The organism is Rhodococcus sp. 14-2496-1d, from assembly GCF_002259365.1.
Lineage (GTDB): Bacteria > Actinomycetota > Actinomycetes > Mycobacteriales > Mycobacteriaceae > Rhodococcoides.
Genome location: NZ_NPFV01000029.1, coordinates 202,149 through 226,019, shown reverse-complemented (window position 1 = coordinate 226,019; position 23,871 = coordinate 202,149). Strand labels below are relative to the sequence as shown.

Annotated in this window: 18 protein-coding genes; 9 read left to right on the top strand and 9 right to left on the bottom strand. The window is 66.1% G+C overall.

The features are described from left to right. Positions 1 to 30 precede the first annotated feature (30 nt). Positions 31 to 963 (bottom strand): aldo/keto reductase, encoded by a 933-nt coding sequence (locus CH296_RS22390; RefSeq protein ID WP_094685778.1) that lies wholly within the window; start codon positions 961 to 963, stop codon positions 31 to 33. 211 nt (positions 964 to 1,174) lie between these two features. On the opposite strand from CH296_RS22390, the gene CH296_RS22385 reads away from it, so the two are divergent. From CH296_RS22385 to mshC, 5 genes are all read left to right on the top strand, one after another. Then, positions 1,175 to 2,005, top strand: a complete 831-nt coding sequence (locus tag CH296_RS22385; protein ID WP_371828408.1) for an undecaprenyl-diphosphate phosphatase — start codon at positions 1,175 to 1,177, stop codon at positions 2,003 to 2,005. Between the two features lie 61 nt (positions 2,006 to 2,066). Further along, positions 2,067 to 2,774, top strand: coding sequence for a histidine phosphatase family protein (locus tag CH296_RS22380; RefSeq protein WP_032398056.1), 708 nt, complete (start codon positions 2,067 to 2,069; stop codon positions 2,772 to 2,774). Positions 2,775 to 2,909: 135 nt separating this feature from the next. Next, entirely contained in the window at positions 2,910 to 3,500 is a 591-nt protein-coding gene (locus CH296_RS22375; protein WP_032398057.1) for a DUF3090 domain-containing protein, read from the top strand. A 35-nt stretch (positions 3,501 to 3,535) separates the two neighbouring features. Beyond that, complete coding sequence (locus tag CH296_RS22370) at positions 3,536 to 4,309, top strand: SCO1664 family protein (protein ID WP_179272770.1); 774 nt, start codon at positions 3,536 to 3,538, stop codon at positions 4,307 to 4,309. A gap of 24 nt (positions 4,310 to 4,333) precedes the next feature. Beyond that, entirely contained in the window at positions 4,334 to 5,575 is a 1,242-nt protein-coding gene (gene mshC / locus CH296_RS22365) for a cysteine--1-D-myo-inosityl 2-amino-2-deoxy-alpha-D-glucopyranoside ligase (RefSeq protein ID WP_094629991.1), read from the top strand. A gap of 12 nt (positions 5,576 to 5,587) precedes the next feature. On the opposite strand, the gene CH296_RS22360 is transcribed toward mshC, so the two are convergent. The 8 genes from CH296_RS22360 to CH296_RS22325 all read right to left on the bottom strand — a co-directional run bounded on the left by CH296_RS22360 (position 5,588) and on the right by CH296_RS22325 (position 18,190). Beyond that, positions 5,588 to 6,826, bottom strand: coding sequence for a DUF2399 domain-containing protein (locus tag CH296_RS22360; protein WP_256980543.1), 1,239 nt, complete (start codon positions 6,824 to 6,826; stop codon positions 5,588 to 5,590). Further along, positions 6,816 to 11,000 (bottom strand): TIGR02680 family protein, encoded by a 4,185-nt coding sequence (locus CH296_RS22355; protein WP_094685777.1) that lies wholly within the window; start codon positions 10,998 to 11,000, stop codon positions 6,816 to 6,818. The genes CH296_RS22360 and CH296_RS22355 overlap by 11 nt, the downstream gene beginning before the upstream one ends. Before the next feature lie 4 nt (positions 11,001 to 11,004). Continuing rightward, on the bottom strand, positions 11,005 to 12,456 hold the full coding sequence (locus CH296_RS22350; protein WP_256980542.1) for a TIGR02678 family protein: 1,452 nt from the start codon (positions 12,454 to 12,456) through the stop codon (positions 11,005 to 11,007). Beyond that, positions 12,453 to 13,928, bottom strand: coding sequence for a TIGR02677 family protein (locus CH296_RS22345; protein ID WP_306436983.1), 1,476 nt, complete (start codon positions 13,926 to 13,928; stop codon positions 12,453 to 12,455). Before CH296_RS22345 ends, CH296_RS22350 begins: the two co-directional genes overlap by 4 nt. Before the next feature lie 126 nt (positions 13,929 to 14,054). Further along, positions 14,055 to 14,354: a Rieske 2Fe-2S domain-containing protein gene (locus CH296_RS22340; RefSeq protein WP_032398064.1), complete on the bottom strand. Its 300-nt coding sequence runs from the start codon at positions 14,352 to 14,354 to the stop codon at positions 14,055 to 14,057. Beyond that, positions 14,351 to 16,840, bottom strand: a complete 2,490-nt coding sequence (nirB, locus tag CH296_RS22335; protein WP_094647915.1) for a nitrite reductase large subunit NirB — start codon at positions 16,838 to 16,840, stop codon at positions 14,351 to 14,353. The genes CH296_RS22340 and nirB overlap by 4 nt, the downstream gene beginning before the upstream one ends. Beyond that, positions 16,840 to 17,187: a molybdopterin oxidoreductase gene (locus CH296_RS22330; RefSeq protein ID WP_094629987.1), complete on the bottom strand. Its 348-nt coding sequence runs from the start codon at positions 17,185 to 17,187 to the stop codon at positions 16,840 to 16,842. Before CH296_RS22330 ends, nirB begins: the two co-directional genes overlap by 1 nt. A gap of 100 nt (positions 17,188 to 17,287) precedes the next feature. Continuing rightward, the gene (locus CH296_RS22325; RefSeq protein WP_032398465.1) at positions 17,288 to 18,190 is read right to left on the bottom strand and encodes a PAC2 family protein; all 903 of its coding nucleotides are present in this window, start codon (positions 18,188 to 18,190) and stop codon (positions 17,288 to 17,290) included. 173 nt (positions 18,191 to 18,363) lie between these two features. On the opposite strand from CH296_RS22325, the gene metH reads away from it, so the two are divergent. Genes metH through hisG form a run of 4 tightly spaced genes read left to right on the top strand, consistent with a single transcriptional unit; the run spans position 18,364 to position 23,818 of the window. Next, positions 18,364 to 21,933: a methionine synthase gene (metH, locus tag CH296_RS22320; RefSeq protein WP_032398067.1), complete on the top strand. Its 3,570-nt coding sequence runs from the start codon at positions 18,364 to 18,366 to the stop codon at positions 21,931 to 21,933. Next, positions 21,926 to 22,606 (top strand): HAD family phosphatase, encoded by a 681-nt coding sequence (locus tag CH296_RS22315; protein ID WP_032398068.1) that lies wholly within the window; start codon positions 21,926 to 21,928, stop codon positions 22,604 to 22,606. The genes metH and CH296_RS22315 overlap by 8 nt, the downstream gene beginning before the upstream one ends. A 50-nt stretch (positions 22,607 to 22,656) precedes the next feature. Beyond that, on the top strand, positions 22,657 to 22,920 hold the full coding sequence (locus CH296_RS22310) for a phosphoribosyl-ATP diphosphatase (protein WP_032398466.1): 264 nt from the start codon (positions 22,657 to 22,659) through the stop codon (positions 22,918 to 22,920). Between the two features lie 46 nt (positions 22,921 to 22,966). After that, positions 22,967 to 23,818 (top strand): ATP phosphoribosyltransferase, encoded by an 852-nt coding sequence (gene hisG / locus CH296_RS22305; protein WP_032398069.1) that lies wholly within the window; start codon positions 22,967 to 22,969, stop codon positions 23,816 to 23,818. The last annotated feature ends 53 nt before the right edge of the window (positions 23,819 to 23,871 follow it).

The following is a 23,871-nucleotide window of genomic DNA, read 5'->3' as shown; positions in this document are numbered from 1 at the left end:
AAGGTTAGCCTGTCCGATGTTCGCAGGCGATCAGGCGCTGACGTCGTCCAAGGCCGACGCGATCGCGGGCGGCAGCTCGAGTTCCTCGGCCATCAACGCGCCCATCAACTGAGCCAGATCGCGAGCCCCCACGATCGCGCTGCTCACACCCGGCCTGTCCCGAGCCCACGCGAGCGCGACGACCAGGGGAGAGGTCGCCAGCCCGTCGGCGGCGGTGACGGCGGCGTCGACGATGCTGACGGCAGAGTCGATCAGGTACGTCAGCACGGACTCTGCGTGCACCTCGTCGGCACCGCGTGAGTCCGCCGGTATTCCGCTGCGGTACTTGCCTGTCAGCACGCCGCCCGCGAGGGGAATCGCGGCGAGGACACCGATGCCGTGGTGGTCTGCGGCGGGGATCAATTCGTCCTCGATCCCGCGGGCCAGCAGCGAGTACTCCGCCTGTGTGGCCACGATCCGTCCGGTGCCTGCTGCTCCTGCCGCCGTCGCCAGTTGCCACCCGAGGTAGCCACGGGCTCCGGTGTAGCGGACCCGTCCACTGGTGACGGCGTAGTCGAGTGTGGCGGCGACCTCGTCGACTGGAGTCATCGGGTCCCAGGTGGCCACCTGCCACAGATCGAGGTAGTCGGTTCCCAGTTCGCGCAGCGTGGCGTCGAGTTGGCCGAGCAGTCCGCGCCGCGAGCAGTCCACGTGATAGCGGCCGTAGCGCGAACTGAGACCCGCTGCGCTGCTGATCACCAATTCGTGCCGCGGTACCACGTCGTCGAGCAACTCGGCCAGCACTCGTTGCGCGCGTCCGTCCCCGTATGCCGGAGACGTGTCGACGAGCGTGCCACCGGCCTCGGCGAACGCCGACAACTGCGCCGCGGCGTCGTCACCGTCGGTTCCGCTACCCCATCCGAGGGTGCCGAGGCCGAGTCTGGAGACTCGAAGTCCGCTGGTGCCGACCGATCTCTGCTTCATATGTGCCGAATGTCCTTTTACGTGTAATCGTCGGTGTCGAACTGCACTGCCGCCAGTGCACAGTAGTGCGCCGCGCCGCCCGGTGCGTACGTGCCGCGCCGGGTACGGTCGTGCCCGTGAATCGCGAACTCAGGGGGCGGGCCGGCGGCCGCGCATCGACAGTGATCAGTCCATCGACACCGATCTCGGAGGGTGACGCCGCATGATCGACATGACGTGGCTGCAGGCGATCGTCCTCGGTGCGGTGCAGGGCCTGACCGAATTCCTGCCGATCTCCTCGTCCGGGCACCTGCGCATCGTGTCCAGTGTGTTCTGGAACGAGGACGCAGGTGCCTCCTTCACCGCGGTGACCCAGCTGGGCACCGAAGCCGCTGTGCTGCTGTTCTTCTGGCGAGACATCGTCAGGATCGTGAAAGCGTGGTTCGTCGGTCTGACGAAGAAGGACGAACGCGGGCTCGACTACCGCATGGGGTGGTACGTGATCATCGCCACCATTCCCATCGGCGTTCTCGGACTGCTGTTCAAGGACCAGATCCGAACCGGTGCCCGAAACCTGTACCTCATCGCGTTCATGTTGATCGCGTTCGCCGTCGTCATCGCAGTCGCCGAGAAGGTCGGCCGGAAGGAACGCCCGATCGAGAAGTTGACCACCCGGGACGGCATCGTCATGGGTCTGGCGCAGTGTCTCGCTCTGATCCCGGGTGTGTCCCGTTCCGGGGCGACGACCAGCGCCGGCCTGTTTCTCGGACTCGAACGCGAGGCAGCGGTGCGATTCTCGTTCCTGCTCGCCATTCCGGCGGTCACGGCCTCCGGTCTCTTCTCGCTGCCCGACGCCTTCGAGCCGGTCGGCTCGGGACTGGCCGCGTCGGGTCCGCAGCTGCTGGTGGCCACGATCATCGCCTTTGCCCTCGGCTACGCCTCGATCGCCTGGCTGCTCAAGTTCGTCGCGAACCACTCGCTGTACTGGTTCGTCGGGTACCGCATCGTGCTGGGTGTCGTGGTGCTCGGTCTGTTGGCCGGCGGGGTCGTGTCCGCCACCTAGTCGTTCGGCACAGTGGCCTCCGGAGCGGAGTCGGAAGACCCCGGTCGTTAGGCTCGGTGCAATGACAGTCATCTTGCTTCGGCACGGCCGCTCGACGTCGAACACCGCAGGCACGCTCGCGGGTCGGAGCGCGGGAGTCGAGCTCGACGATCGTGGTCGTGAACAGGCGCAGGCGGTCGCCGACCGTCTCGGCGACCTGCCGGTCGCGGAGATCGTTCGTTCGCCGCTGCTGCGGTGCGAGCAGACCGTCGAGCCGTTGGCTGCCAGGCTCGGGCTCACGCCGCTGGTCGAGGACCGGTTGGTCGAGGTCGACTACGGGCAGTGGACCGGTCGAACGATCAAGGAATTGCTGGCCGAGCCGCTGTGGAAGGTGGTGCAGCAGCATCCGTCGGCCGCGGTGTTTCCCGAGGGTGAAGGACTGGCCACGGTGCAGCAACGGGCCGTGCAGGCCGTGCGCGAACACGACGCCCGGCTGGCCGCCCATCACGGCCGTGACGTGTTGTGGGTGGCGTGCTCGCACGGGGACGTCATCAAGTCGGTGCTGTCGGACGCGATGGGTGCCCACCTCGATTCGTTCCAGCGCATCGTCGCCGATCCGGCATCGATCAGTGTCGTTCGCTACACCTCGACGCGACCCTTCGTACTGCGGACCAACGACACCGGGTCCGACCTGAGCGTGTTCGTACCCAAAGCCGAGGAGCCCAGCACGCCGGAAGCGGGCAACGCGGACTCTTCGGACGCGGTAGTCGGTGGTGGGGCAGGCACCTAGAGCTCCGATTCGGCGCTGACACCCCGATCGGTGGCAGGCTGGAGGGCAAGCAATACCGTCCACGGTCGATCCGTGGCCGATAATGAAAGTTCCGCGAATCGCTTCGCGGAGCTGTTCGAGTCGTTAGGAGGTGCAATGCCGCGCGCCATACACGTTTTTCGCACCCCTGATCGTTTCGTTGCCGGGACCGTTGGTGAACCGGGCGACCGAACGTTCTTCCTGCAAGCGGTGCACGACGCCCGCGTGGTGTCGGTTGCGCTGGAGAAGCAGCAGGTCCAGGTACTGGCCGACCGGATGGGGCTTCTCCTCGAAGAGGTGCACCGTCGTTTCGGGGCAGAGGTACCGGCCGAGGAGGCCGATACGGTCGACACGAGTCCGCTGCTGACTCCGATCGACACCGAGTTCCGTGTCGGCACGATGGGGCTCGGCTGGGACGCCGATGCCAACGCCGTCGTGGTGGAGCTGTTGGCCGTCAGCGAGGTCGAGGTGGACGAATCGGTCGTTCTCGACGACACCGACGAGGGCCCCGATGCCGTTCGGGTGTTCCTCACCCCGGTACAGGCCCGCGAATTCGCGGTGCGGTCCGAACGCGTCATCGCGGCGGGCCGTGCTCCGTGCCCGCTGTGCGGACAGCCGTTGGCTCCCGAGGGACACGTCTGCATCAGAACCAACGGTTACCGACGCGGCGCGACGTTCGGTCCGGTGACCGAGGTCGACGAGTCTTGACCGTCGAACTGCCGCCGTTCGAGGGCCGCGAAACCATGGAGACCGGCGACCTGACCGTCGTCGGTCGGGTGGTGTCGGCCAGCAACGCCACGCTGGTGTGCGAGGCGGGCGAGGGCGAGAAGGCCGTCCGGTGCGTGTACAAACCGGTTCGCGGGGAAGTCCCGCTGTGGGATTTTCCGGACGGCACTCTTGCGGGCCGGGAAGTGGCGTCGTACGAAATCTCCGAGGCCCTCGGTTGGGGCGTCATCCCGCCGACGGTGCTGCGCGACGGCCCGTTCGGTCCCGGCATGGTGCAGAAGTGGATCGACACGCCCGACGATCACGCCGAGGGACGCGTCGACCTGGTCGATATCTGCCGTCCCGATCTCGTACCTGCGGGCTGGATTCCGGTACTGCAGGCGTACGACGGCGAGGGCGAGGAGATCGCGCTCATCCACGCCGACGATCCACGGCTGCAGCGGATGGCGGTGCTCGACGTGATCCTCAACAACGCCGATCGCAAGGGCGGGCACGCGCTCGAAGGTCTCGACGGCTACGTGTACGGGGTCGATCACGGCATCTGCCTGCACGCCGAGAACAAGTTGCGCACGGTGCTGTGGGGCTGGGCGGGCCAGGCGGTGGACGATGCGTTGATGACCGACGTGGTGCGATTCGTCGAGACGTTCGACACGGTCACCGCTCCTCGATTGGTCGACAAGATCACCCTGACCGAAACGGTCGCGGTTCTCGACCGGGCGCAGGAGTTGATCGCCCGCCCGATCATGCCGGAACCTCGCTCGAGCAGACCCATACCCTGGCCCGCCTTCTGATCGGGCTCGGATAGGCTCGACCGCATGCATTCTTGGTCGAGCCCGGAGATCCCGACAATTCCCGGACAGGGTCCAGCGCTTCGATTGTTCGACACCGCCGACCGCCAGGTCCGTCCCGTCACCCCCGGTTCGACGGCTCGGATGTACGTCTGCGGAATAACCCCGTACGACGCCACCCACCTCGGGCACGCGGCGACGTACCTGACGTTCGACCTGATCAACCGGCTGTGGCGGGATGCGGGCACGGACGTGCACTACGTGCAGAACGTCACCGATGTCGACGATCCACTGTTCGAGCGCGCCGACCGCGACGGCGAGGACTGGCGCGATCTGGGAACCCGTGAGATCGAACTCTTCCGCGCCGACATGGAAGCGCTCCGGGTACTCCCTCCGCGCGACTACATCGGTGCCGTCGAGTCCGTCGACGAGGTCGTCGAACTGGTGGAGAAGCTGGTCGCGTCCGGTGCGGCGTATGTCGTCGACGACGCCCAATACCCGGATGTGTACTTCCGTGCCGATGCCACCGAGCAGTTCGGCTACGAGTCCGGATACGACCGAGCCACGATGGATACGTTCTTCGCCGAACGCGGGGGCGACCCCGATCGGGTCGGTAAGCGGGATCCACTCGATGCGTTGCTCTGGCGCGCAGTACGGCCGGGCGAGCCGTCGTGGCCGTCGCCGTGGGGTCCGGGGCGGCCCGGGTGGCACATCGAATGCGCAGCCATCGCGCTCAACCGCATCGGTACCGGCTTCGACATTCAGGGCGGCGGAAGCGATCTGATCTTCCCGCACCACGAGTTCTCGGCCGCGCACGCCGAGGCGGCGACCGGTGATCCGCGCTTCGCCCGGCACTACGTGCACACCGGGATGATCGGGCTCGACGGCGAGAAGATGTCCAAGAGCCGCGGCAATCTGGTGTTCGTATCCAAGCTCCGCGCCGAGAACGTCGACCCCGCAGCTGTCCGACTCGGTCTGCTCGCCGGGCACTACCGCCAGGATCGACCGTGGTCCGACGAGGTTCTCGAACGCGCTCACACTCGGCTCGCACTGTGGCGTCGGGCCGCGGCGCTCGACAGCGCTGCATCGGCCGACGACGTGATCAACCGGTTGCGGCAGCACCTGGCCGACGATCTGGACACCCCCAAGGCCCTCGATGCGCTCGACGCGTGGGCGAGTTTCGCAGTCGAACGCGGCGGATCGGATGCGGGCGCGCCCGGTGCCTTCGCCGATGCGGTCGATGCTCTGCTCGGGGTTGCGCTGCGCTGATCTCGTCCCGAACTAGGTCGCAGGTCCCAGCCGCAGATCCGTCAGCAGATCCGGGATCAGTCGATCCTCCGTGACTGCTCGGCCCGAGTCGCGGAGGGCGGCAGCGAGTTCCGGATCCCACGGGCTGTCCGTTCGATGGCCCTTCAGCGGTTCGGAATTGCGTGCATCGAGTGCGCGTCGGTAGGAATCGACGTCCATCCGCCACGGCACCGCGTCGTATCGGGAGATGGCTCGGGTCACCATCTGCACTCCGGCCCAGTCGAAGTCGGCTCGCCACCGAATCGTGGTGCCGGGCGCTCGGGAGGCGAGCAGCCGGTGCACCGCTGCCGAGGGTTGACCGTCGGTGCAGATCAGGCTCGCGCAGTTCGAGCCGAGGGTGCGGGCTGCGGCGGCGAGCACGGCGACGTTCTCGCAGACGAACACTGTGGACGAGCTGTTGGTGAGCGGGCCGCGCGAGAGCATGTCCACGGTGACGGGGAAGGGGATGCCCACGTCCGCCGCGTCGTTCAGCCAACGAGCCACCGTGTGGGCCTCATCGACGCGGTAGCCGAGCACCAGCACCCGGCTGGACACCGAGTCGACCGACACGCCCGCGGTCTCCCACAATGCCCTTGTTCCCACCGGATCGACGGGCCGAGGCACGTTCTCGCGCAACGACAGAGCGTCGAGGACGAGCTTCGGGGCACCGCCGCCCGAGAGCGCCTTCGTATCACCGCAGGCCAGTTCCGCGAGTTCGGTCAGCGACATCCCGTCGACCGGAAGCAGCGCCAGGACCTGTGTCGCCACCGCGAGCGCATCGACGGCGACGCGGCCCCCGAGAGTGCCGTCCTGATTGAGCAAGGAGGCGATCCAGTACTCGACCCACTCCCTATCGGTCCCGCCACCGAGAACCTCCCTGGCCCGATCGAGTGCCTCGGCACGTACCCGAGCCTTGTCGGCTGCGATCTGCTTCTTGTCCTGCAACGGAGCCTGCTGAGAGAGGGTGTCGATCAGTCCGAGGCCACCGTTGAGCGGATGGCTCAGCCACGCGTCGAACCGCTCGAGGTCGAGTCTGGCGCTACGCGCTCGCGAATGCAGACTGGAATTGGACCGAGAGATCGCGCTGCACAGACGCCACAGTTCCGGGGCCTCGCTCAGGTCGACGGTGATGTTGCCACCGACGCGAAGCCAGTTGGACTCCAACTTCTTTCGTGCCGCATCGAGCAGTGCAGCCAATTCGGCGCTGCCTCGCCATTCGCTGTTACCGGTCAAACTCCAGCCCACCTTCGGTTCGGGTCGGCACACGGCGTGTCAGCGGTGACCCGAGTGCGGCCGCGAGGTCGGTGCCGTCGTGCTCGGCGAACAGTTCGCCGTTCTCCCACACCAGAAGAGCTGCGCTGACGGTGTTCTCGGCTGCCGAATGCGCCAGGTCGTAGTGCGCGCAACCGGGCACATCACCGTAAGTGATCCACAGGTCGTATCCGGTCATGAACAGATCGAGATCGAATTGCACACTCAGGCCGAGCAATTCGCTGCGGCCGTTGTCGTCGACTCCGGCGAAGGCCTCGTCCAGCGCCAGCAGCCGAGGTGAATGTGGATCGGCGGACGAGAGCATCACGTGCGCAGCGGCAAACAGGGGCAGATGCAGCGACACCGACTGCTCACCGCCCGAGAGCGCACTGTGGCGTGCGACGGTGAGACGATCCTCGTTGCCGTCACCGCTGATGAGGGTGAAGGCGAACACGCGCCAGCGGCGATAGTCCAGTGTCGTGGACAGGATCTCGGGGTAGGACCGTTCCGGATGCGCCGCGCGAGCGATCCTGATCTCCGACGCGAAGTGCGCGCGCATCGCGGCCAGATCGTCCTGGTTCAACGCCGAGGCGTCGCGGTCGAGCAGTTTGGACACCGCCCTGGCACCGTCGTCGAGGTTGTCCGCGAGCACCCAGTGCACACCGATCGTGTTGCCCGAGGACATGCGGCGCTGCTTCATCTCGGCGGACATCTGCGCGATCAGCTCGCGTGCGTCGACGGTGCGCTCGTGAATCTGCTGCGCCAGGCCGGTCAGCAACGCATCTTCGAGAATTCGGCGCTCCTGCTCGGTCAGCAACAACTCCTGATCGGCTCTCGCCGCACCGATTCGGTCGGCGAAATCTCCGACCGACGAGTAGCCCTGCTCGTCCTGAACACGGACGACGGTCAAACCGTCCGGCGCATCCCACTGCAGTCGATAGTCCTGACCCGACGCAGCGAGTTGCGAGTCGAACTCCTGCAGCGCACTCGTCAGGGCTGTCCGGGTCGACTTTCGGCTCGAGTCACTGACCTTCACCGACGCCGTCGCCGCATCGAGCGCCGAATGCAGAGCGCGCACGACGGGCGGAAGTACCGGAACCTCGTCGTCGGGACCCTCGGCCTGCTGCACCCGATACAGAATCTGCTCCACGCTCAACCACGCCGAGTCGCTCGCCGGCCAGGTGTACGCCTCGTGGACGCCGAGAATGCCGAGAAGGTCCTTGCGAGCGTAGGGCGCGAGCCGCACGGCGTCACCCAGGGTTTCGGTGACGGCACCGCGCAGGCTTTCCAGTGCTGTGTTGCAGGCCCCCTCGGCCTTGCCGATCGCTTCGCCTGCTTCCTTGTCCGCTTTGCGTGCGGCCCGCTGCTCGGCGCGGCACTTCTCGATGCGTTCGCGTGCGTTCTCGAGATCGGTGTCGATCTGTTCTGCGGTGGCACCGAGCTTCTCGCTGAGTAGCTCGAGGCGTTGCACCTGCTGTCGGTAGTTCTCGTCGGCGATCGCGGCTTCCTCGGCGAGCTCCTCGGCCAGGCCACTCGCTTCTTCGAGTCGGTTGGTTGCTTCGCGGGCGCGTTCTGCTTCGCGCGTGTGATCGCCGCGCTTGCGGATCACCACCGAGCCCTGGTGCTCGAAATGCCTGATCGCCGCGGCGAGGGCATCGATGTCTCGACCGATGTGTGGGGTGCGGTGAGCCACGGCGACGGTACGCAGCTGCTTCTCCTTCGCGGACAGGTCTGCGATCGCCTGGTCGAACTCTCGGTCCGCTGCAGCCGAACTCTGCGTCGACGTGCGCAGCGCCCCTGCGGCGGCGGTGACGGCGCGTTGCGCTTTCACGATGGCCGAGACACGAGGCAGTTGCTTGGCCGCCGCGGCCAGTGCCTGCACCGATTCGCGGGCAGTTCGCTCGTCGGCCGCCGCGGCCTCCAGTGCGGCTGTCGCGGCATCGATCGCGGCACCGAGTTCGGTGATCCGTTGCTCTCGGCGCCGTGCACGGGCCGTCGCGCCGATGTACTCGGCATCGGTCTTGATGTGTCGGCCCTGCTGCACCCCCTGCCGGTACCGACCGTCGACGCTCATCGAGACGGCACCACCCGAGTCGGCACCTCGATCCTGCTGCAGTGCAACCGAATTCAGAACGTCCAGGATCCGCGATTCGGATACGGCGGTGCCGGGCTCGGGTTCGAGGACGGACGCCAGCGTGGTTCCGGTCGGCCTCGAGGCCTCCGGCAGCGGCGACAGATACTGCTCCGAGCTCGAGTCGACGGGGAAGTCCGCGATCGGGTGGACCCAGCCGTCGAGCAGATTCGCAGCCTGCAGTGCGGATTCGATCCCTGCCGCATCGGCGGGGGAGACCGAATCGGGAAACCGAACCAGCTGCCACAGTGGCGCACCGGACAGTTCGGCACGAGAGTCGGTTCGTGCCGCGAACGGCGGCGGCGCGTCGTCGTGTTCGGCCCGAACCAGAGACAGTTCGTCACGCAGCGAGTTCAGCTCGGCCGTGCGGGTCGAAACGTCCACGTGCGCCTGGGCCTGGCGGGCACGAAGTGCGTCGACCGCGTCTGCGGTCTGGTCGGCCAGCACCGATTCCAGGCTCGGGGCATCGTCGTCGCCGATGCCCGCCAACGCGGCATCGAGGGCCTCGAACGCTGCGGAGGTGATACCCGCCGAGGAGTACAGCGCCGAATTGTTCGACCACCAGGCCCGCAGTCCCGACGCGAACTGCGCCTTCTCCAGGTCGACGGTCGCCTCGGCCTCGGTGACCGCAGCCGACGCCGCCTCGAGCATCTCGCGAGCCTTCGATGCGGCCTTCTCCGCACGGGCGCGCTCGGTCGACGCCTTCTCGACGGTTCCCAGCGCCTCGCGAACCGCCCGCACGTCGCCGTCGCGTTCCTCGGCATGGCCGCGCAGAGCAGTGCCGATCTGATCGCTGCGGGCTGTTCCGGGCAGTGGTGTCCAGGCGATGCCCGCGTCCTCGGCGGCGGTCTGCAGTTCCTCTTCGGCACGGGTAACCGCGGCGACGGAGTCCCGGAGTGCGGCGTCGGCACGCGCCGCCTCGGTGGTGCGCTGTTCCAGTTCGGCGTGCGCCTTGCGGGCGCGGTCGGCCTGCTGGGCGGTCGAGATCTCCAGCTTCGCGGCGGATTCGGCCAGGTCGTCCAGTTGCTGCTTGCCCTCGTATGCGCTCGAGCGCTGCAGAGTCTCGCGGTCCGCAACGGCCTGATCCAGTGCGCGTTCGGCCTCGTCGAATCGGGTTTCCGCAGCCGCCCGTTCCAGCAGGCGCCGGTCCTTCAGGGCGGCAGCGGCGAAGTGTGCGGTGGTCGCGTGAGTCACCGCCTCCAGCCGGCGCGAGACCTGCTCGACATCCGATCGAGTCTGCACCCGAAGGTATTTGGAGTACACCGAAACGAAGTTCCTGGCGGCGTGATCGGCCTGCGCCAATCCTTCGAGCGCCCGGCCCACCTCCTCCATGTCGCTGAAGGAGCGAGCAGCCTCGAGTACCAGCTGCTCGTCCAACGGTCGCAGTCCGTCGGTCAACGCCTGCGAGAGTCCCTTGGGGTCGAGGTTCTTCGCCAATTGCGGGCGGCGAAGCGTCAGAATGAGATTGATCAGCTGGTCGTATCGCTGCGCGCCCAGCCCGAACATGCGGGCATCGATCGCGGCGCGATAGTCCACCGGGCGATCGGTCAAGGCGTCGGTGCCCAGCTGCTCACCGAGCTGCTTCTTCGTCAACGGTCGGTCGTCGGAACCCAACAACGAGAAGTCCACGCCCACTCGGCCGTCGGCCACGAAGTACCAGCGGGTCACCTTGTCGTTGTGGCGGCTCGCCCGCATTCCAATTCCGACCGTCACCGATTCGGGATCCTGACGAGATCCGCGGCCGAACTCCATCCACACGTAAGAATGCGCGCTTTCCTGCCCCCGGTAGAGCAGGTTGGACTTCATCGTCCGCTCCTCTCCCGCAAAGGGATTGAGCCGGCGTGGTTCGATGCGGCCGTCCAGGACGAAGGGAAACAGCACTTCGAGTGCCTTGGTCTTGCCGGATCCGTTGGGGCCGCGCAGTACCAGGCGACCGTCGGCGAACGAGAACTCCTGATCGCGGTAGTCCCACAGGTTGACGATCCCTGCTCGTGTCGGCCGAAAGCGTGTCGAGTGTGCGGTCATCTACTCAGGCCTCTACTTCGGACGATTCGTTACTGATGGACTGTGCGGTTCTGGGTGCTTCTGCGGTGCTGGTGGTTCGTGCGGTGCCGAACAGTGAGTCCTGTGGAGTTCGATCACGCACGCTGACCATCACGTCGCGGTAGCGCGCGATCACCGGCAGCACCAGTACGCCGCCGGAAACGCTGTGTATCAGTCGAAGTCGGTGCAGCAGCGCGATCGCCCGCACTCGCAGTCCATCCCGATCGGTCTGCCACTGAGCTGCGAAGGTGCGGCCGAAGCGTTCGACGAGATCGTCGACGACCGTTGTCAGCCAACTGTCCTCGATCAACGGATACAGCTTCTTCTCGTCCGCATCTTCCGATGCCGTTGCATCGGAACCGAACCCGAATTCGGCGAGATCGCCGAAGATCCCGCCGTCGGGTATGGCGCCGTCCAGCTGCTCGATCAGGGCGTCGCCGTCGGGTAGGGGGTGGGTTGCCAGCGCGGGTGCTTCGGGATCGATCACTCGGTCCGAGATCTCGCCCGCAATCAGCAGTGCGACCTGGGCAATGGTTCCGGTGCTGGGGAACCGGTGGTCCGACAGTCGTCCCGAGGTGTCGATGAGGGCGACTCCCTCGGCGCGACGCTCGGCAACGAGGCCGGTCAGCAACTCGACGTCCGCAACGGTGCGCGACGCGGCCATGGCGGCTCGGCCGTTCCGGTCGAGATCGTCGTGATAGACGACCGGTTGCTCGACCAACGCTCGGCGGACCGCGCGCAGCGTTTCCTTCGGATCTGCCTCACGCCCGGAGTCGGTCTGTCCCGGGTCCGAATCCTCGGGATCGATCGGGGAGTCCGAGCCGGCCAGTAGACCACGAATCGATCGCAGGTGCTGCACGGCGCGCGGCGGCCGGAACATGGCGACGACGACGGGACGGTCGATGTCGTAGAGGGCCTCGCCTGCGGACGGGTTGTTCGCCCAGCCGGTCGCATCACCGTCGGCCAACGCGATGGCTCCGCGTGTAGCGAGCCACCCGATCGCGTCGACGAACGCGTCTCGGTCGCTTGCTCGGTCGGTCGTCAGCTCTACTCCGTCTACTTGACTTGCTTCTGCCGCAACATGATCGGCCAGCTCGGAGAGGGTGATCTGGTTGCCCGCCCGGCCGAGGGCCGCCAGTGCCAGTGCCAGATACGCGTATCTGCGGCGGTCGAAGATTCGGTCGGTGGACGTTCGCGCGGGCTGGCTGTCGTCGAGCCGATCGATCACCGGGTACAGACGTGCCGTGGTCTCGGTGACCTCGAGGCGATATCCGAACAGTTCGAGCAGGTCCTCGCGCAGTTCGGTCGCCCATCGACGCAGCAGAGGCAGCGCAATCCTATCGGGATACGTCGTGGTCACCAGGTGGTTCGACAGCGCGACTCGGGCGGCCCGCTGGTAGGAATCCAGTGCGAGGGTGGAGATCTCACGAGCTCTCATCGGCGTGCCACCTCGCTGACCTCGAGCGCGAGGCGGTCCAGATGCAATCGGCCTCTGCTGGTCCGCACGATCGTCGAACGGTCGCTGTCGCTGAGCGTCAGGCGCACGCCGCTGTCCGATCCGGACGAGTCGGAGGTGCGACCGCTCACGCGCACCCGCGCGGTCAACGCAGCGTTGAGCAGGCTCAAGAGCACCTCGGTTTCCTGCTCGTTCAGAATTCGGTCGTGGATTCCGGTCGACGCGAGCGACTGCGCTGCGGCACTTCGTGATCGCTGCGATTCGAGCTGCTGTTCCCTGAGCCGTCTGATGCCGCCGTCGTTGCGCTGTACCCGACCCGGAACGCCGGGGGTGGGGGTGCGCCCGGTTTCGGCCAGGGTGCGCGAGATCTCGACCGGCGGTGCCTCCCACCACGATCGGGACGTGGAGATGATGTCGGCGTCGGGATGCACCATCGACAGGTGCCTGGGCCTGCCGAGACCGAACACGGCATGGAACAGGGCGTGCGCGCTGTCCTCGGTAGGCGTGGCAGCGAACCAGCCGGCCAGATGCCGCAGTTGGCTTTCCCTGCTCACACCACCCCTGCGGGTTTCGGTGACGCGGCGCAGCAGCGACAGCACGGCGGCAATCGCGCTCATCGTGCCCTCGCGGAGTCGCTCGGACTCGCTGAGTTCGGACTCGGCCGAGACGAACCAGTGCGACAGGCCCGCCCAGCGATCGGTCCAGTCGGCGCGGCGTTCGGCGACGGTGAGGAAGACTCGTTCGTCGCTGATCGCGGCTCGCTCGACCAGTTCCTCGATCCCGGTGCTCTCGACGAGTGCGATCGCCTCGGCGAGCTTCGGTGCGTAGCGGGTCAGATCGGAGCTGAATTCACGCATGTGCGTCAGCAGGGCGTCCTTGTGGACCAGAAACGACTCCGGCGTGATCTCCGTGGTGCGCACGAGGTCACCGAGGACGAGATAGAAGTGGGCGGCGCGGGTCGCCATCTCCGACAGCGTCGAATCGAGTCGGCTGAGCTTGCGGTAGATGCGATCGCCGTCGGCCTGACGGTTCGCCTCGGCCAGCTCGTGCATGTCGGCCAGCAGCTCGGGCAGCACCAGCCGCGACAGCGCGGCGTCGTCCAGGCGGGCTCCGAGCACATCCTCGACCGCGCGGTAGGCCTTGTAGCCGGCTTGACCGAACTGGTAGACGAAGTGACGGTTGCGGTACTCGGCGAGTGTCGCGGCGCGGGTGCCGTCGTAGCTGCGTTCGAGCAGACCCCAGGCGTGGAGCTGATCGAGCAGGGGTGCGATGTCGAGGGTGGTCAGTGCGTCGTGCCGACCCGGGCTGCGTGCGATGAGGTCGGCCACGTCTCCTGAGTGCAGCAGGACGACGTAGTTGGCTCGTGCGGTGTCGAATGCCCGGAGAACGGCCAGGTACTCGGATCGCTTCTCGGCAACGGCGAAGGAGAACAGACCGAGACGATCTTCCACCACGAACGCGTTCGCGACTCCCCGCCGCGCGTCCTCACCTGAATCGCTCACTGGAACAGGGTAGGGGGTAGGAGTGGAGCCTGTGAAACGCCCAGGGGGCGCAGGGTCTCGGTCGTTGAACCGTGCCGGTTACAGCTCCACGGTCACTTTTCCGTCCACCACTGCGGCGGGGTAGGTGCGCACGGAGCCTATGCCGCTGGGGCAGGTGCCGTCGTCGAGCGAGAACGTGTACTGATGCAGTGGGCAGACGACGATGGATCCGTCGATCTGACCGTCTGCCAGTGGCCCACCCTTGTGCGGGCACACGGCATCCATCGCCCGCACCGAGCCGTCGCTGAGCAGGAACACGGCAACCTGCTTGCCGTCCACCACGTAGGCGCGTCCCTCGCCGGGTGTCATGTCCTCCACGGCCCCGACCGGCACACTCATCGGACCGGTACCTGTGGGAGCGGAAGCAGGGGCAGCGACGGGGTGAACTGGGCCGGTGACTTCGGTGCCGCGCGGTCCTGCCAGGGGTCGACGTACCCGTCCACCGATGCCTGCACCCGCTCGTCGAGTCCGGCGACGATGCCGTCCCGGTCGTCGATCAGCACGGCCTGCAGTTCTTCCAGGCCGACACGGGGAACCCATGCGTACGTTCGCTCGAGCCACTGAGCGTTCTCGCGGTAGTGCTGGATGAACCTGCCTGCCACGGTGAGAACCTCCTCGGCCCCTGTCACGGTGGCCAGTAGATCACCCTTGCGGATGTGTGCGCCTGCCGCGCCACCGACGTAGATCTCCCATTTGTCCTCGCCGACCGAGACGACGCCGAAGTCCTTGCACAGTGCCTCCGAGCAGTTGCGCGGGCAGCCCGCGACCGCAAGCTTCAACTTCGCGGGGGTCTCCAGGCCCTGGAACCGCTCTTCGAGGGCGATGCCCAGGGCTGTCGAGTCGCCGAGGCCGAAGCGACAGAAGTCGCTGCCGACGCAGGTTTTCACCGTGCGCATGCTCTTGCCGTAGGCGAAGCCGGAGGGCATGTCCAGATCGCCCCACACCTTCGGTAGATCCTCCTTCTTGATGCCGAGAAGGTCGATCCGCTGTCCGCCGGTGACTTTGACCAGCGGAACGTGGTACTTGTCCGCGACGTCGGCGATCCTGCGCAACTGATCCGGGGTGGTGACGCCACCCTTCATCTGCGGCACCACCGAGAACGTGCCGTCGCGCTGGATGTTGGCGTGGACGCGGTCGTTGATGAACAGTGCGCCGCGCTCGTCGACCCAGTCCGGGCCCCACACCGTCCGCAGCAACGATGCCAACGGCATCTTGGCGGCGGCGTCCTCCGTTCCCTCGGTCGCCAGCGCCGCGAACACCGCGGACACCGCCCGAAGATCCTGCGCCCGAACGGCGTCGATCAGCTCGGGCTTCGTCATGGGGATGCAGGGCACATACCAGTCGGCGGTGGGATCGGCCTCGACCGCACCGCCCGCAGCGCACGCGATGATGTCCTGGACCAGACCCTTGCAGGATCCGCACCCTTTGCCCGCACGGGTCTTCGCGGTCACGTCGCTCAGGTTCTTCGCGCCCGCGTGCACGCAGGCCACGATGGCACCCTTGGTGACACCGTTGCAGTTGCACACCTGCACGTCGTCGGCCAGTTCGGCGGCTCCCGTTGCCGCGGAGGGAGTTCCCATGTCGAAGAGCATGCTGATGCGCTCGTCGGGCAACGGCACTTTCTCGTCGAACGCCTGCGTCAGGAAGTTGGCCTTGGAGATGTCGCCGAGCAGGGTGGCACCGACCAGCTTGTTGTTCCGGACGATCACCGATTTGTAGGTGCCACTGCGCGGCTCGTAGAACTGGACGAACTCGTCGTCGTCGCGTTCGGGCGCGGTGATCCCCATCGAGGCGACGTCCACGCCGGCCACCTTGAGCTTGGTGGTCAGCCGCGAACCGTGATACGCCGCAGTGGGATCGGCTCCGGTGAGCACATCGGCCAACACGACGGCCTGCTCCCACAGCGGCGCGACGAGACCGTAGACCTCGCCGCGATGCTGACAGCATTCACCCACGGCATAGATGGAACCCTCGTCCTCGCAACGCAATTGGTCATCGACGACGATTCCTCGTTCGATCACCAGACCTCCGGCGCGAGCGAAATCGACACTGGGACGAATACCCGCGGTGACCACGACCATGTCCGCGTCGAGTGAGGTGCCGTCGTTGAACCCGACGCCCGTGACGACGCCGTCCTCGGATCGCAACACCGACGTGGTCCGCTTGGAGGTGTGCACGCCCACGCCGAGGGACTCGATCTTGTTGCGCAGCACCCGTCCGCCGCGCTCGTCGAGCTGTTGGTTCATCAGGTGACCGGGGGAGTGCACCACGTTCACCTCCAGACCCTGCGTGCGCAAGCCGTAGGCGGCTTCGAGTCCGAGGAGTCCGCCGCCGATGACGACCGCCGAGACGTCGTCACGCGACTGCGCCATCTGCAGCATGCCGTTGGTGTCGGCGATGGTGCGGAAGCCGAACACGCCGCGCGCCAGCCTGCCGTCGGACTCGCGCAGGCCGTCCATGTTCGGGAAGAACGTGTTGCTGCCGGTGGCGATGATCAGCACGTCGTAGTCGACGGACCGCCCGCTCTCGCAGACGACGGTCTTGGAGAACCGGTCGAGCGTGACCGCGCGGTCCCCGGCGTGCAACGTAACGCCGTTCTCGCTGTACCAGCTCATCGGGTTGAGGATCAGATCCTCGTCGTCGACGGTGGCCTCGCCGGACAGCACGTGCGAGAGCATGATTCGGTTGTAGTTGCCGTACGGCTCGTCGCCGATCATGGTGATCTCGAACAGCGAACTGCCGTCGCGTTTGATGATTTCTTCGACGGCCCTGGCACCGGCCATCCCGTTACCGACCACCAACAGTCGCTGCTTGCCTGCGGTCATCAGATCAGCACCAGACCGAAATCGACGACGACCTCTCCGCTGGTTCCGGCAGGGGCGGCAATCACCAGTTCGAGCACCGTGTCCGGATCCACGTCCTCGACCACGCGCAGCGGAATGTTCACTCCGCTCTTGGCGCCCATCGGGAACATGCGCATCGGGCTGCCGTCGCGTAGCAGGGTCACGACCACCAGCTCGTCGCTCGAGTTTCCGCCGCGAAAGTACAGGGGCTGAGCAGTCGCACCCTCGGGGACGACGAAGCTCAGGCTGGGATCGATCAGCTCTGGCTTGTCCAGACCGTTCCCGGTGAAGGAGAAGATGCCGTGCAGGAATCGCGGTGTGCTGGCCATACCCACGAGGTTGCGGGGTCGGGGTGACGTCACCGCTGCGGTGACGTTACGTCGGGATCAGAAAGACCTCACCGGCTCCCGGTCCCTCGTGTGCGGTCGGTCAGAGTCCGAAGTTGCCCGGACCGCGTCGCCTCAGGTATTTCTCGAACTCGGCCGCGATGGCGTCGCCGTCGATCTTGGCGATCGCATCGGACATGTCCACCTCGGCGTCGCCGCGCTCCTCGAGGCTGCGGACGTATTCGCTGATCTCCTCGTCTTCCTTCGTCATCTCGGTCACCGCCTCTTCCCATTCCTCGGCCTGGGTCGGCAGTTCGCCGAGAGGTACCTCGATGTCGAGCACGTCCTCGACCCGCTGCAGCAGCGCCACGGTCGCCTTCGGGTTGGGCGGCTGAGAGACGTAGTGGGGAACAGCAGCCCAGAAGGAGACCGCGGGCACCCCGGCCTTGACGCACTCGTCCTGCAGCACGCCGGTGATTCCGGTCGGTCCCTCGTAGCGGGTCTGTTCGAGGTTGAACTGTTCGGCCGACTCGGTGCTGTAGGCGGTACCGGTCACCGGAACGGGCCTGGTGTGTGGGGTGTCGGCCAGCAGGGCTCCCAGGATCACCACGGTCTCGACGCCGAGCTGTTCGACGAATTCGAGCAGGTCGTCGCAGAAGCTGCGCCAGCGCATGTTCGGCTCGATTCCGCGCAGCAGCACCACATCGCGTGAGCTGCCGGGAGGCGAACACACCGACAGCCGCGTCGACGGCCACTCGATCTCGCGAGTGACGCCGTCCACCTGGCGGACGGTCGGGCGGTTGACCTGGTAGTCGTAGTAGTCCTCGGAGTCCAGCTCGGCCAACGGGCTGGCGTCCCAGATCAGCTCCAGATGTTCGATCGCACCGCTGGCCGCATCGCCTGCGTCGTTCCACCCCTCGAAGGCAGCCACCAGGATCGGGGAGCGCAACTCGGGAATGTCGTCGTCGAGATCATCGAGATCGTCGGGATCTGTGGCGTTGGCCACAGCGTCGTGGACGGCCTCGATCAATGCAGCATCGAGAGGCACATCCGATCCGGCACCTGAAATGTCCGTATTTTCGGTACCGTCGTCGATCGGGGACTGGCCATCGAGGTTTCGGGGACTCACCACGACAGCCTACGACCCGACGTAACATCGGTGCCCACTACTCTGTAGTGATGCCCGCTGAACACAAGCCCAGTCTGCTCGATGCGATTTCACGTCGCGTTGTCATCGGCGACGGCGCGATGGGCACGATGCTCCAGGATGCCGAGCTGACTCTCGACGACTTCATCGGTCTCGAAGGCTGCAACGAAATCCTCAACGACACCCGGCCGGATGTCCTGCGGGAGATCCACCGCGAGTACTTCGCGGCAGGCGCGGACGCCGTCGAGACCAACACCTTCGGGTGCAACCTGCCGAACCTCGCCGACTACGACATCGAGGACCGCATCCGTGAACTCGCGGAGAAGGGCACCCGTCTCGCGCGCGAGACCGCCGACGAGATGGGCCCCGGCCGCGATGGAATGGGCCGCTACGTGCTGGGCTCGATGGGCCCGGGCACCAAGCTCCCCACCCTCGGACACGCTCCCTTCGCCCGACTGCGCGACGCGTACACCGAGGCCGCCCTCGGCATGATCGACGGCGGTGCCGATGCCATCCTGGTCGAGACCTGCCAGGATCTACTGCAGGTCAAGGCTGCGATCATCGGCAGTCAGCATGCGATGGACCGCCTCGGCGTCCGCATCCCGATCATCACCCACGTCACCGTCGAGACGACGGGCGCGATGCTCGTCGGCAGCGAGATCGGTGCCGCACTGACCGCACTCGAACCCCTCGGTATCGACATGATCGGGCTCAATTGTGCGACCGGTCCGGCCGAGATGAGCGAGCATCTGCGGCATCTGTCCAAGCATTCACGACTTCCGGTGTCGGTCATGCCCAACGCCGGCCTGCCGACGCTGGGCGCGAAGGGTGCCGAGTACCCCCTGACCGCCCCCGAACTGGCCGAGGCTCTGAGCGGTTTCGTCAACGAGTACGGGTTGGCTCTGGTCGGCGGTTGCTGTGGCACCACGCCCGAACACATCCGCCAGGTTGCCGACATGGTCCACGGGGCAACGAAACTGGAACGTCGGCCTGCACCCGAGCCGGGCGTGTCCTCGCTGTACACCGCCGTTCCGTTCGAACAGGATGCGAGCATCCTGATGATCGGTGAGCGCACCAACTCCAACGGGTCCAAGGCATTTCGCGACGCGATGCTCGCCGAGGACTACGAGAAGTGCCTCGACATCGCCAAGGATCAGACGCGCGACGGTGCCCACATGCTCGATCTCAACGTCGACTACGTCGGTCGCGACGGTGCCGCAGACATGGCCGCGTTGGCCAGCCGCCTGGCGACCGCGTCGACCCTGCCGATCATGCTCGACTCCACCGAACCTGCCGTCCTGGAAGCAGGGTTGGAGCACCTCGGTGGCCGCAGCGCGGTCAACTCGGTCAACTACGAGGACGGCGACGGGCCCGACTCGCGGTTCCAGAAGATCATGCGTCTGGTCAAGGAGCACGGTGCCGCTGTCGTCGCTCTGACCATCGACGAAGAAGGACAGGCACGTACGGCCGAGTGGAAGGTGCGAGTCGCGGACCGGTTGATCACCGACATCACCGAGAACTGGGGCCTGCGCCACGAGGACATCATCGTCGACACCCTCACCTTCCCGATCTCGACGGGCCAGGAAGAGGTGCGACGCGACGGCATCGAGACCATCGAGGCGATCCGGCAGCTCAAGGAGAAGTACCCGAAGGTGCACACCACCCTCGGGCTGTCGAACATCTCGTTCGGCCTCAATCCCGCTGCACGCCAGGTGCTCAACTCGGTGTTCCTGCACGAATGCACGCAGGCCGGTCTCGATACCGCCATCGTGCACGCGTCGAAGATCTTGCCGATGAACAAGATTCCCGACGAGCAGCGCGAGACGGCACTCGACCTGGTGTACGACCGCCGCAGTGAGGGCTACGACCCGCTGCAGAAGCTCATGCAGCTCTTCGAGGGCGTCTCCGCGGCCTCCGCTCGCGAATCCCGCGCCGAGGAACTCGGCCGACTGCCGCTGTTCGAGCGACTCGAACGGCGCATCGTCGACGGTGAACGCAACGGCCTCGACGCCGATCTCGACACCGCGATGACCGAGAAGCCGCCGCTCGAGATCATCAACGAGACGTTGCTCTCGGGGATGAAGACCGTGGGCGAGCTGTTCGGCTCCGGGCAGATGCAGCTGCCGTTCGTGCTCGCCTCCGCCGAGGTGATGAAAGCTGCTGTGGCGTATCTCGAGCCGCACATGGAGGCGACCGACGACGACGGCAAGGGCCGCATCGTGCTCGGTACCGTCAAGGGCGACGTGCACGACATCGGCAAGAACCTCGTCGACATCATATTGAGCAACAACGGCTACGAGGTGGTCAATCTCGGTATCAAGCAACCGATTTCGACCATTCTGGAAGCCGCGATCGACAAGCGCGCCGACGTGATCGGCATGTCCGGGCTGCTGGTGAAGTCGACGGTGGTCATGAAGGACAACCTGATCGAACTCAACTCGCGCGGTGTCGCCGAGCAATTCCCGGTGCTCCTCGGCGGAGCCGCGCTGACGCGGTCCTATGTCGAGAACGATCTGCAGGACGTCTACGAAGGCGACGTGCACTATGCGCGAGACGCGTTCGAAGGTCTTCGGTTGATGGACACCATCATGACCACCAAGCGTGGCGGCGGTCCGGCTCCGGACAGCCCCGAGGCACTCGCCGCGAAGGCCAAGGCGGCCGAGCGCAAGGAACGTCACGAGCGCTCCAAGCGAATCGCCGAGAAGCGCAAGGCCGCCGAGGCACCGGTGGTCGTGCCCGAGCGATCCGATGTCGCTGCCGATATCGACATCCCGGTGCCACCCTTCTGGGGCACGCGCATCGTCAAGGGCGTGTCGCTGTCGGAGTACTCGGGGCTGCTCGACGAGCGGGCTCTGTTCCTGGGGCAGTGGGGTCTGCGCGGTGCACGTAAGGGCGAAGGTGCCACGTACGAGGATCTGGTGGAATCGGAAGGCAAACCGCGCCTGCGTTATTGGCTGGATCGCCTGAGCACCGACGGCATCCTCGCGCATGCGGCGTTGGTGTACGGATACTTCCCGGCGGTGTCCGAGGGCGACGACGTCGTCGTGCTCACCGAACCCGAACCCGACGCGCCCGAACGCTTCCGATTCACGTTCCCGCGTCAGCACCGCGACCGGTTCCTGTGCATCGCGGACTTCGTTCGATCGCGTTCGGCTGCACGGGAATCGGGCCAGGTCGATGTTCTGCCGATGAACCTGGTGACGATGGGTCAGCCCATCGCGGACTTCGCCAACGAGCTGTTCGCTGCCGACTCGTACCGCGACTACCTCGAGGTCCACGGAATCGGAGTTCAGCTCACCGAGGCCTTGGCCGAGTACTGGCATCGCCGGGTACGCGAGGAACTGAAACTGTCCGACGGCAATTCCGTTGCCTCGGAGGATCCCACCGAGGCCGAAGGCTTCTTCAAACTCGAATATCGCGGTGCGCGTTACTCGTTCGGTTACGGAGCCTGCCCGGATCTCGAGGACCGCATCAAGCTCGCCGCGCTTCTCGAACCCGAGCGGATCGGCGTGAAGCTCTCCGAGGAACTGCAGCTGCACCCCGAACAGTCGACCGATGCATTCGTGCTTCATCACCCGGAGGCCAAGTACTTCAATGTCTAGTCCAACTCACCTGCACGGTGTCCTGTGGGACATGGACGGCACACTGCTCGACTCGGAGAAGATCTGGGACGTCGCTATCGGTGAGTACTCCCGCTCCCTGGGAACCGAACTCAGCGCGGAAGTACGCGAGAGCACCCTCGGTAACTCGATGCGGGACGCGCTGAGCAAGGTGCTGGCCAACGCCTCGGTGGAGGTCACCGACGATCATCTGGCCGAGGGGCGCGAATGGCTGACCGCCCGCGTCGGAGACCTGTTCGCCGAGGGGATTCCGTGGCGACCAGGTGCCAAGGACGCCCTTGCGCTCGTGCGCGAGATGGGCCTGTCCACTGGGCTGGTCACCAACACCGAACGCGGTCTGGTCGAGCGGGCACTGGACACCCTGGGCCGCGAGTACTTCGATATCACCGTCACCGGCGACGAGGTCGAGGCAGGCAAACCGCACCCGGCACCGTACCTGCGCGGTGCTGCGTTGCTCGGACTCGAGGCCGCGTCGTGCCTTGCGGTCGAGGATTCGCCCACCGGATCGCTCTCTGCCCACACGGCGGGGTGTCCGGTGTTGGTGGTTCCCTCCGAGATCGCAGTGCAGGCGGCACCCGGATACACGATTCGCGACGGTCTCGTCGGACTCACTGCCGAGGACGTTCGCCGGGCCTGGTCGGGCCGAACGCCCTAATCTCGACCGTATTCGTGTACCCGAGTGACGACGTGAAAGAATATCCAGTCGTGAAGACTTTCGATTCGCTGTTCGCCGAGCTCACCGATCGCTCGAAGACCCGTCCTGAGGGTTCGGGCACCGTCGCAGCGTTGGACGCTGGAGTTCATTTCCAGGGCAAGAAGGTCCTCGAAGAAGCAGGTGAAGTGTGGATCGCTGCCGAGCACGAGAGCGACGAGGCGCTCGCCGAGGAGATTTCGCAGCTTCTCTACTGGGTCCAGGTGATGATGGTGGGCAGAGGCCTCGAACTCGAGGACGTCTACAAACATCTGTGAGTTCGATCCGCTTGTCGCTCACGAACTCGTCGAACAAGGACACTCCATGCTGCGCGTAGCCGTACCCAACAAGGGCGCTCTCTCCGAGTCCGCCGCCGAAATTCTCAGTGAAGCCGGCTACCGACGCCGAAGCGACTCGAAGGACCTGACGGTTCTCGATCCGGCGAACGGCGTCGAGTTCTTCTTTCTCCGCCCCAAGGACATCGCGATCTACGTCGGATCCGGGCAATTGGATCTGGGTATCACCGGACGCGACCTGGCGCTCGATTCCGGTGCCGCGGTCGAGGAACGGCTGGCACTCGGGTTCGGCCGATCGACCTTCCGCTACGCCGCACCCGCGGGCAAGCAGTGGGCACCCGAGGACCTGGGCGGACTGCGCATCGCCACGTCCTATCCCAACCTGGTGCGTAAGGATCTGGCCGCCAGAGGACTCGAGGCTACGGTCATCCGCCTCGACGGTGCGGTCGAGATCTCCATCCAGCTCGGTGTGGCCGACGCGATCGCCGACGTGGTGGAGTCGGGACGGTCGTTGCGTCAGAACAACCTCGTGGCCTTCGGCGAATCTCTCTGCGATTCGGAGGGTGTGTTGATCGAACGAGCAGGCGCTCCGGGCACCGACTCCGCACGCAAGCAACTCATCGCCCGTGTCCAGGGCGTCGTCTTCGCGCAGCAGTACCTGATGCTCGATTACGACTGCCCCAAGGCGATCCTCGACGAGGCCGTGAAGATCACCCCGGGAATCGAATCGCCGACCCTCGCCCCGATGGTCGACGACAACTGGGTTGCCGTGCGCGCCATGGTTTCTCGCAAGGTTCACAACAACGTCATGGATCAGCTCGCCGAGCTGGGTGCCAAGGCGATCCTCGCTTCCGACATCAGGTCCTGCCGAGCATTCTGAGTCCGGTCAGCCGACGGGTCGTTTCGCGCGTTGCGTGCGCGCCGCGGGTGCCC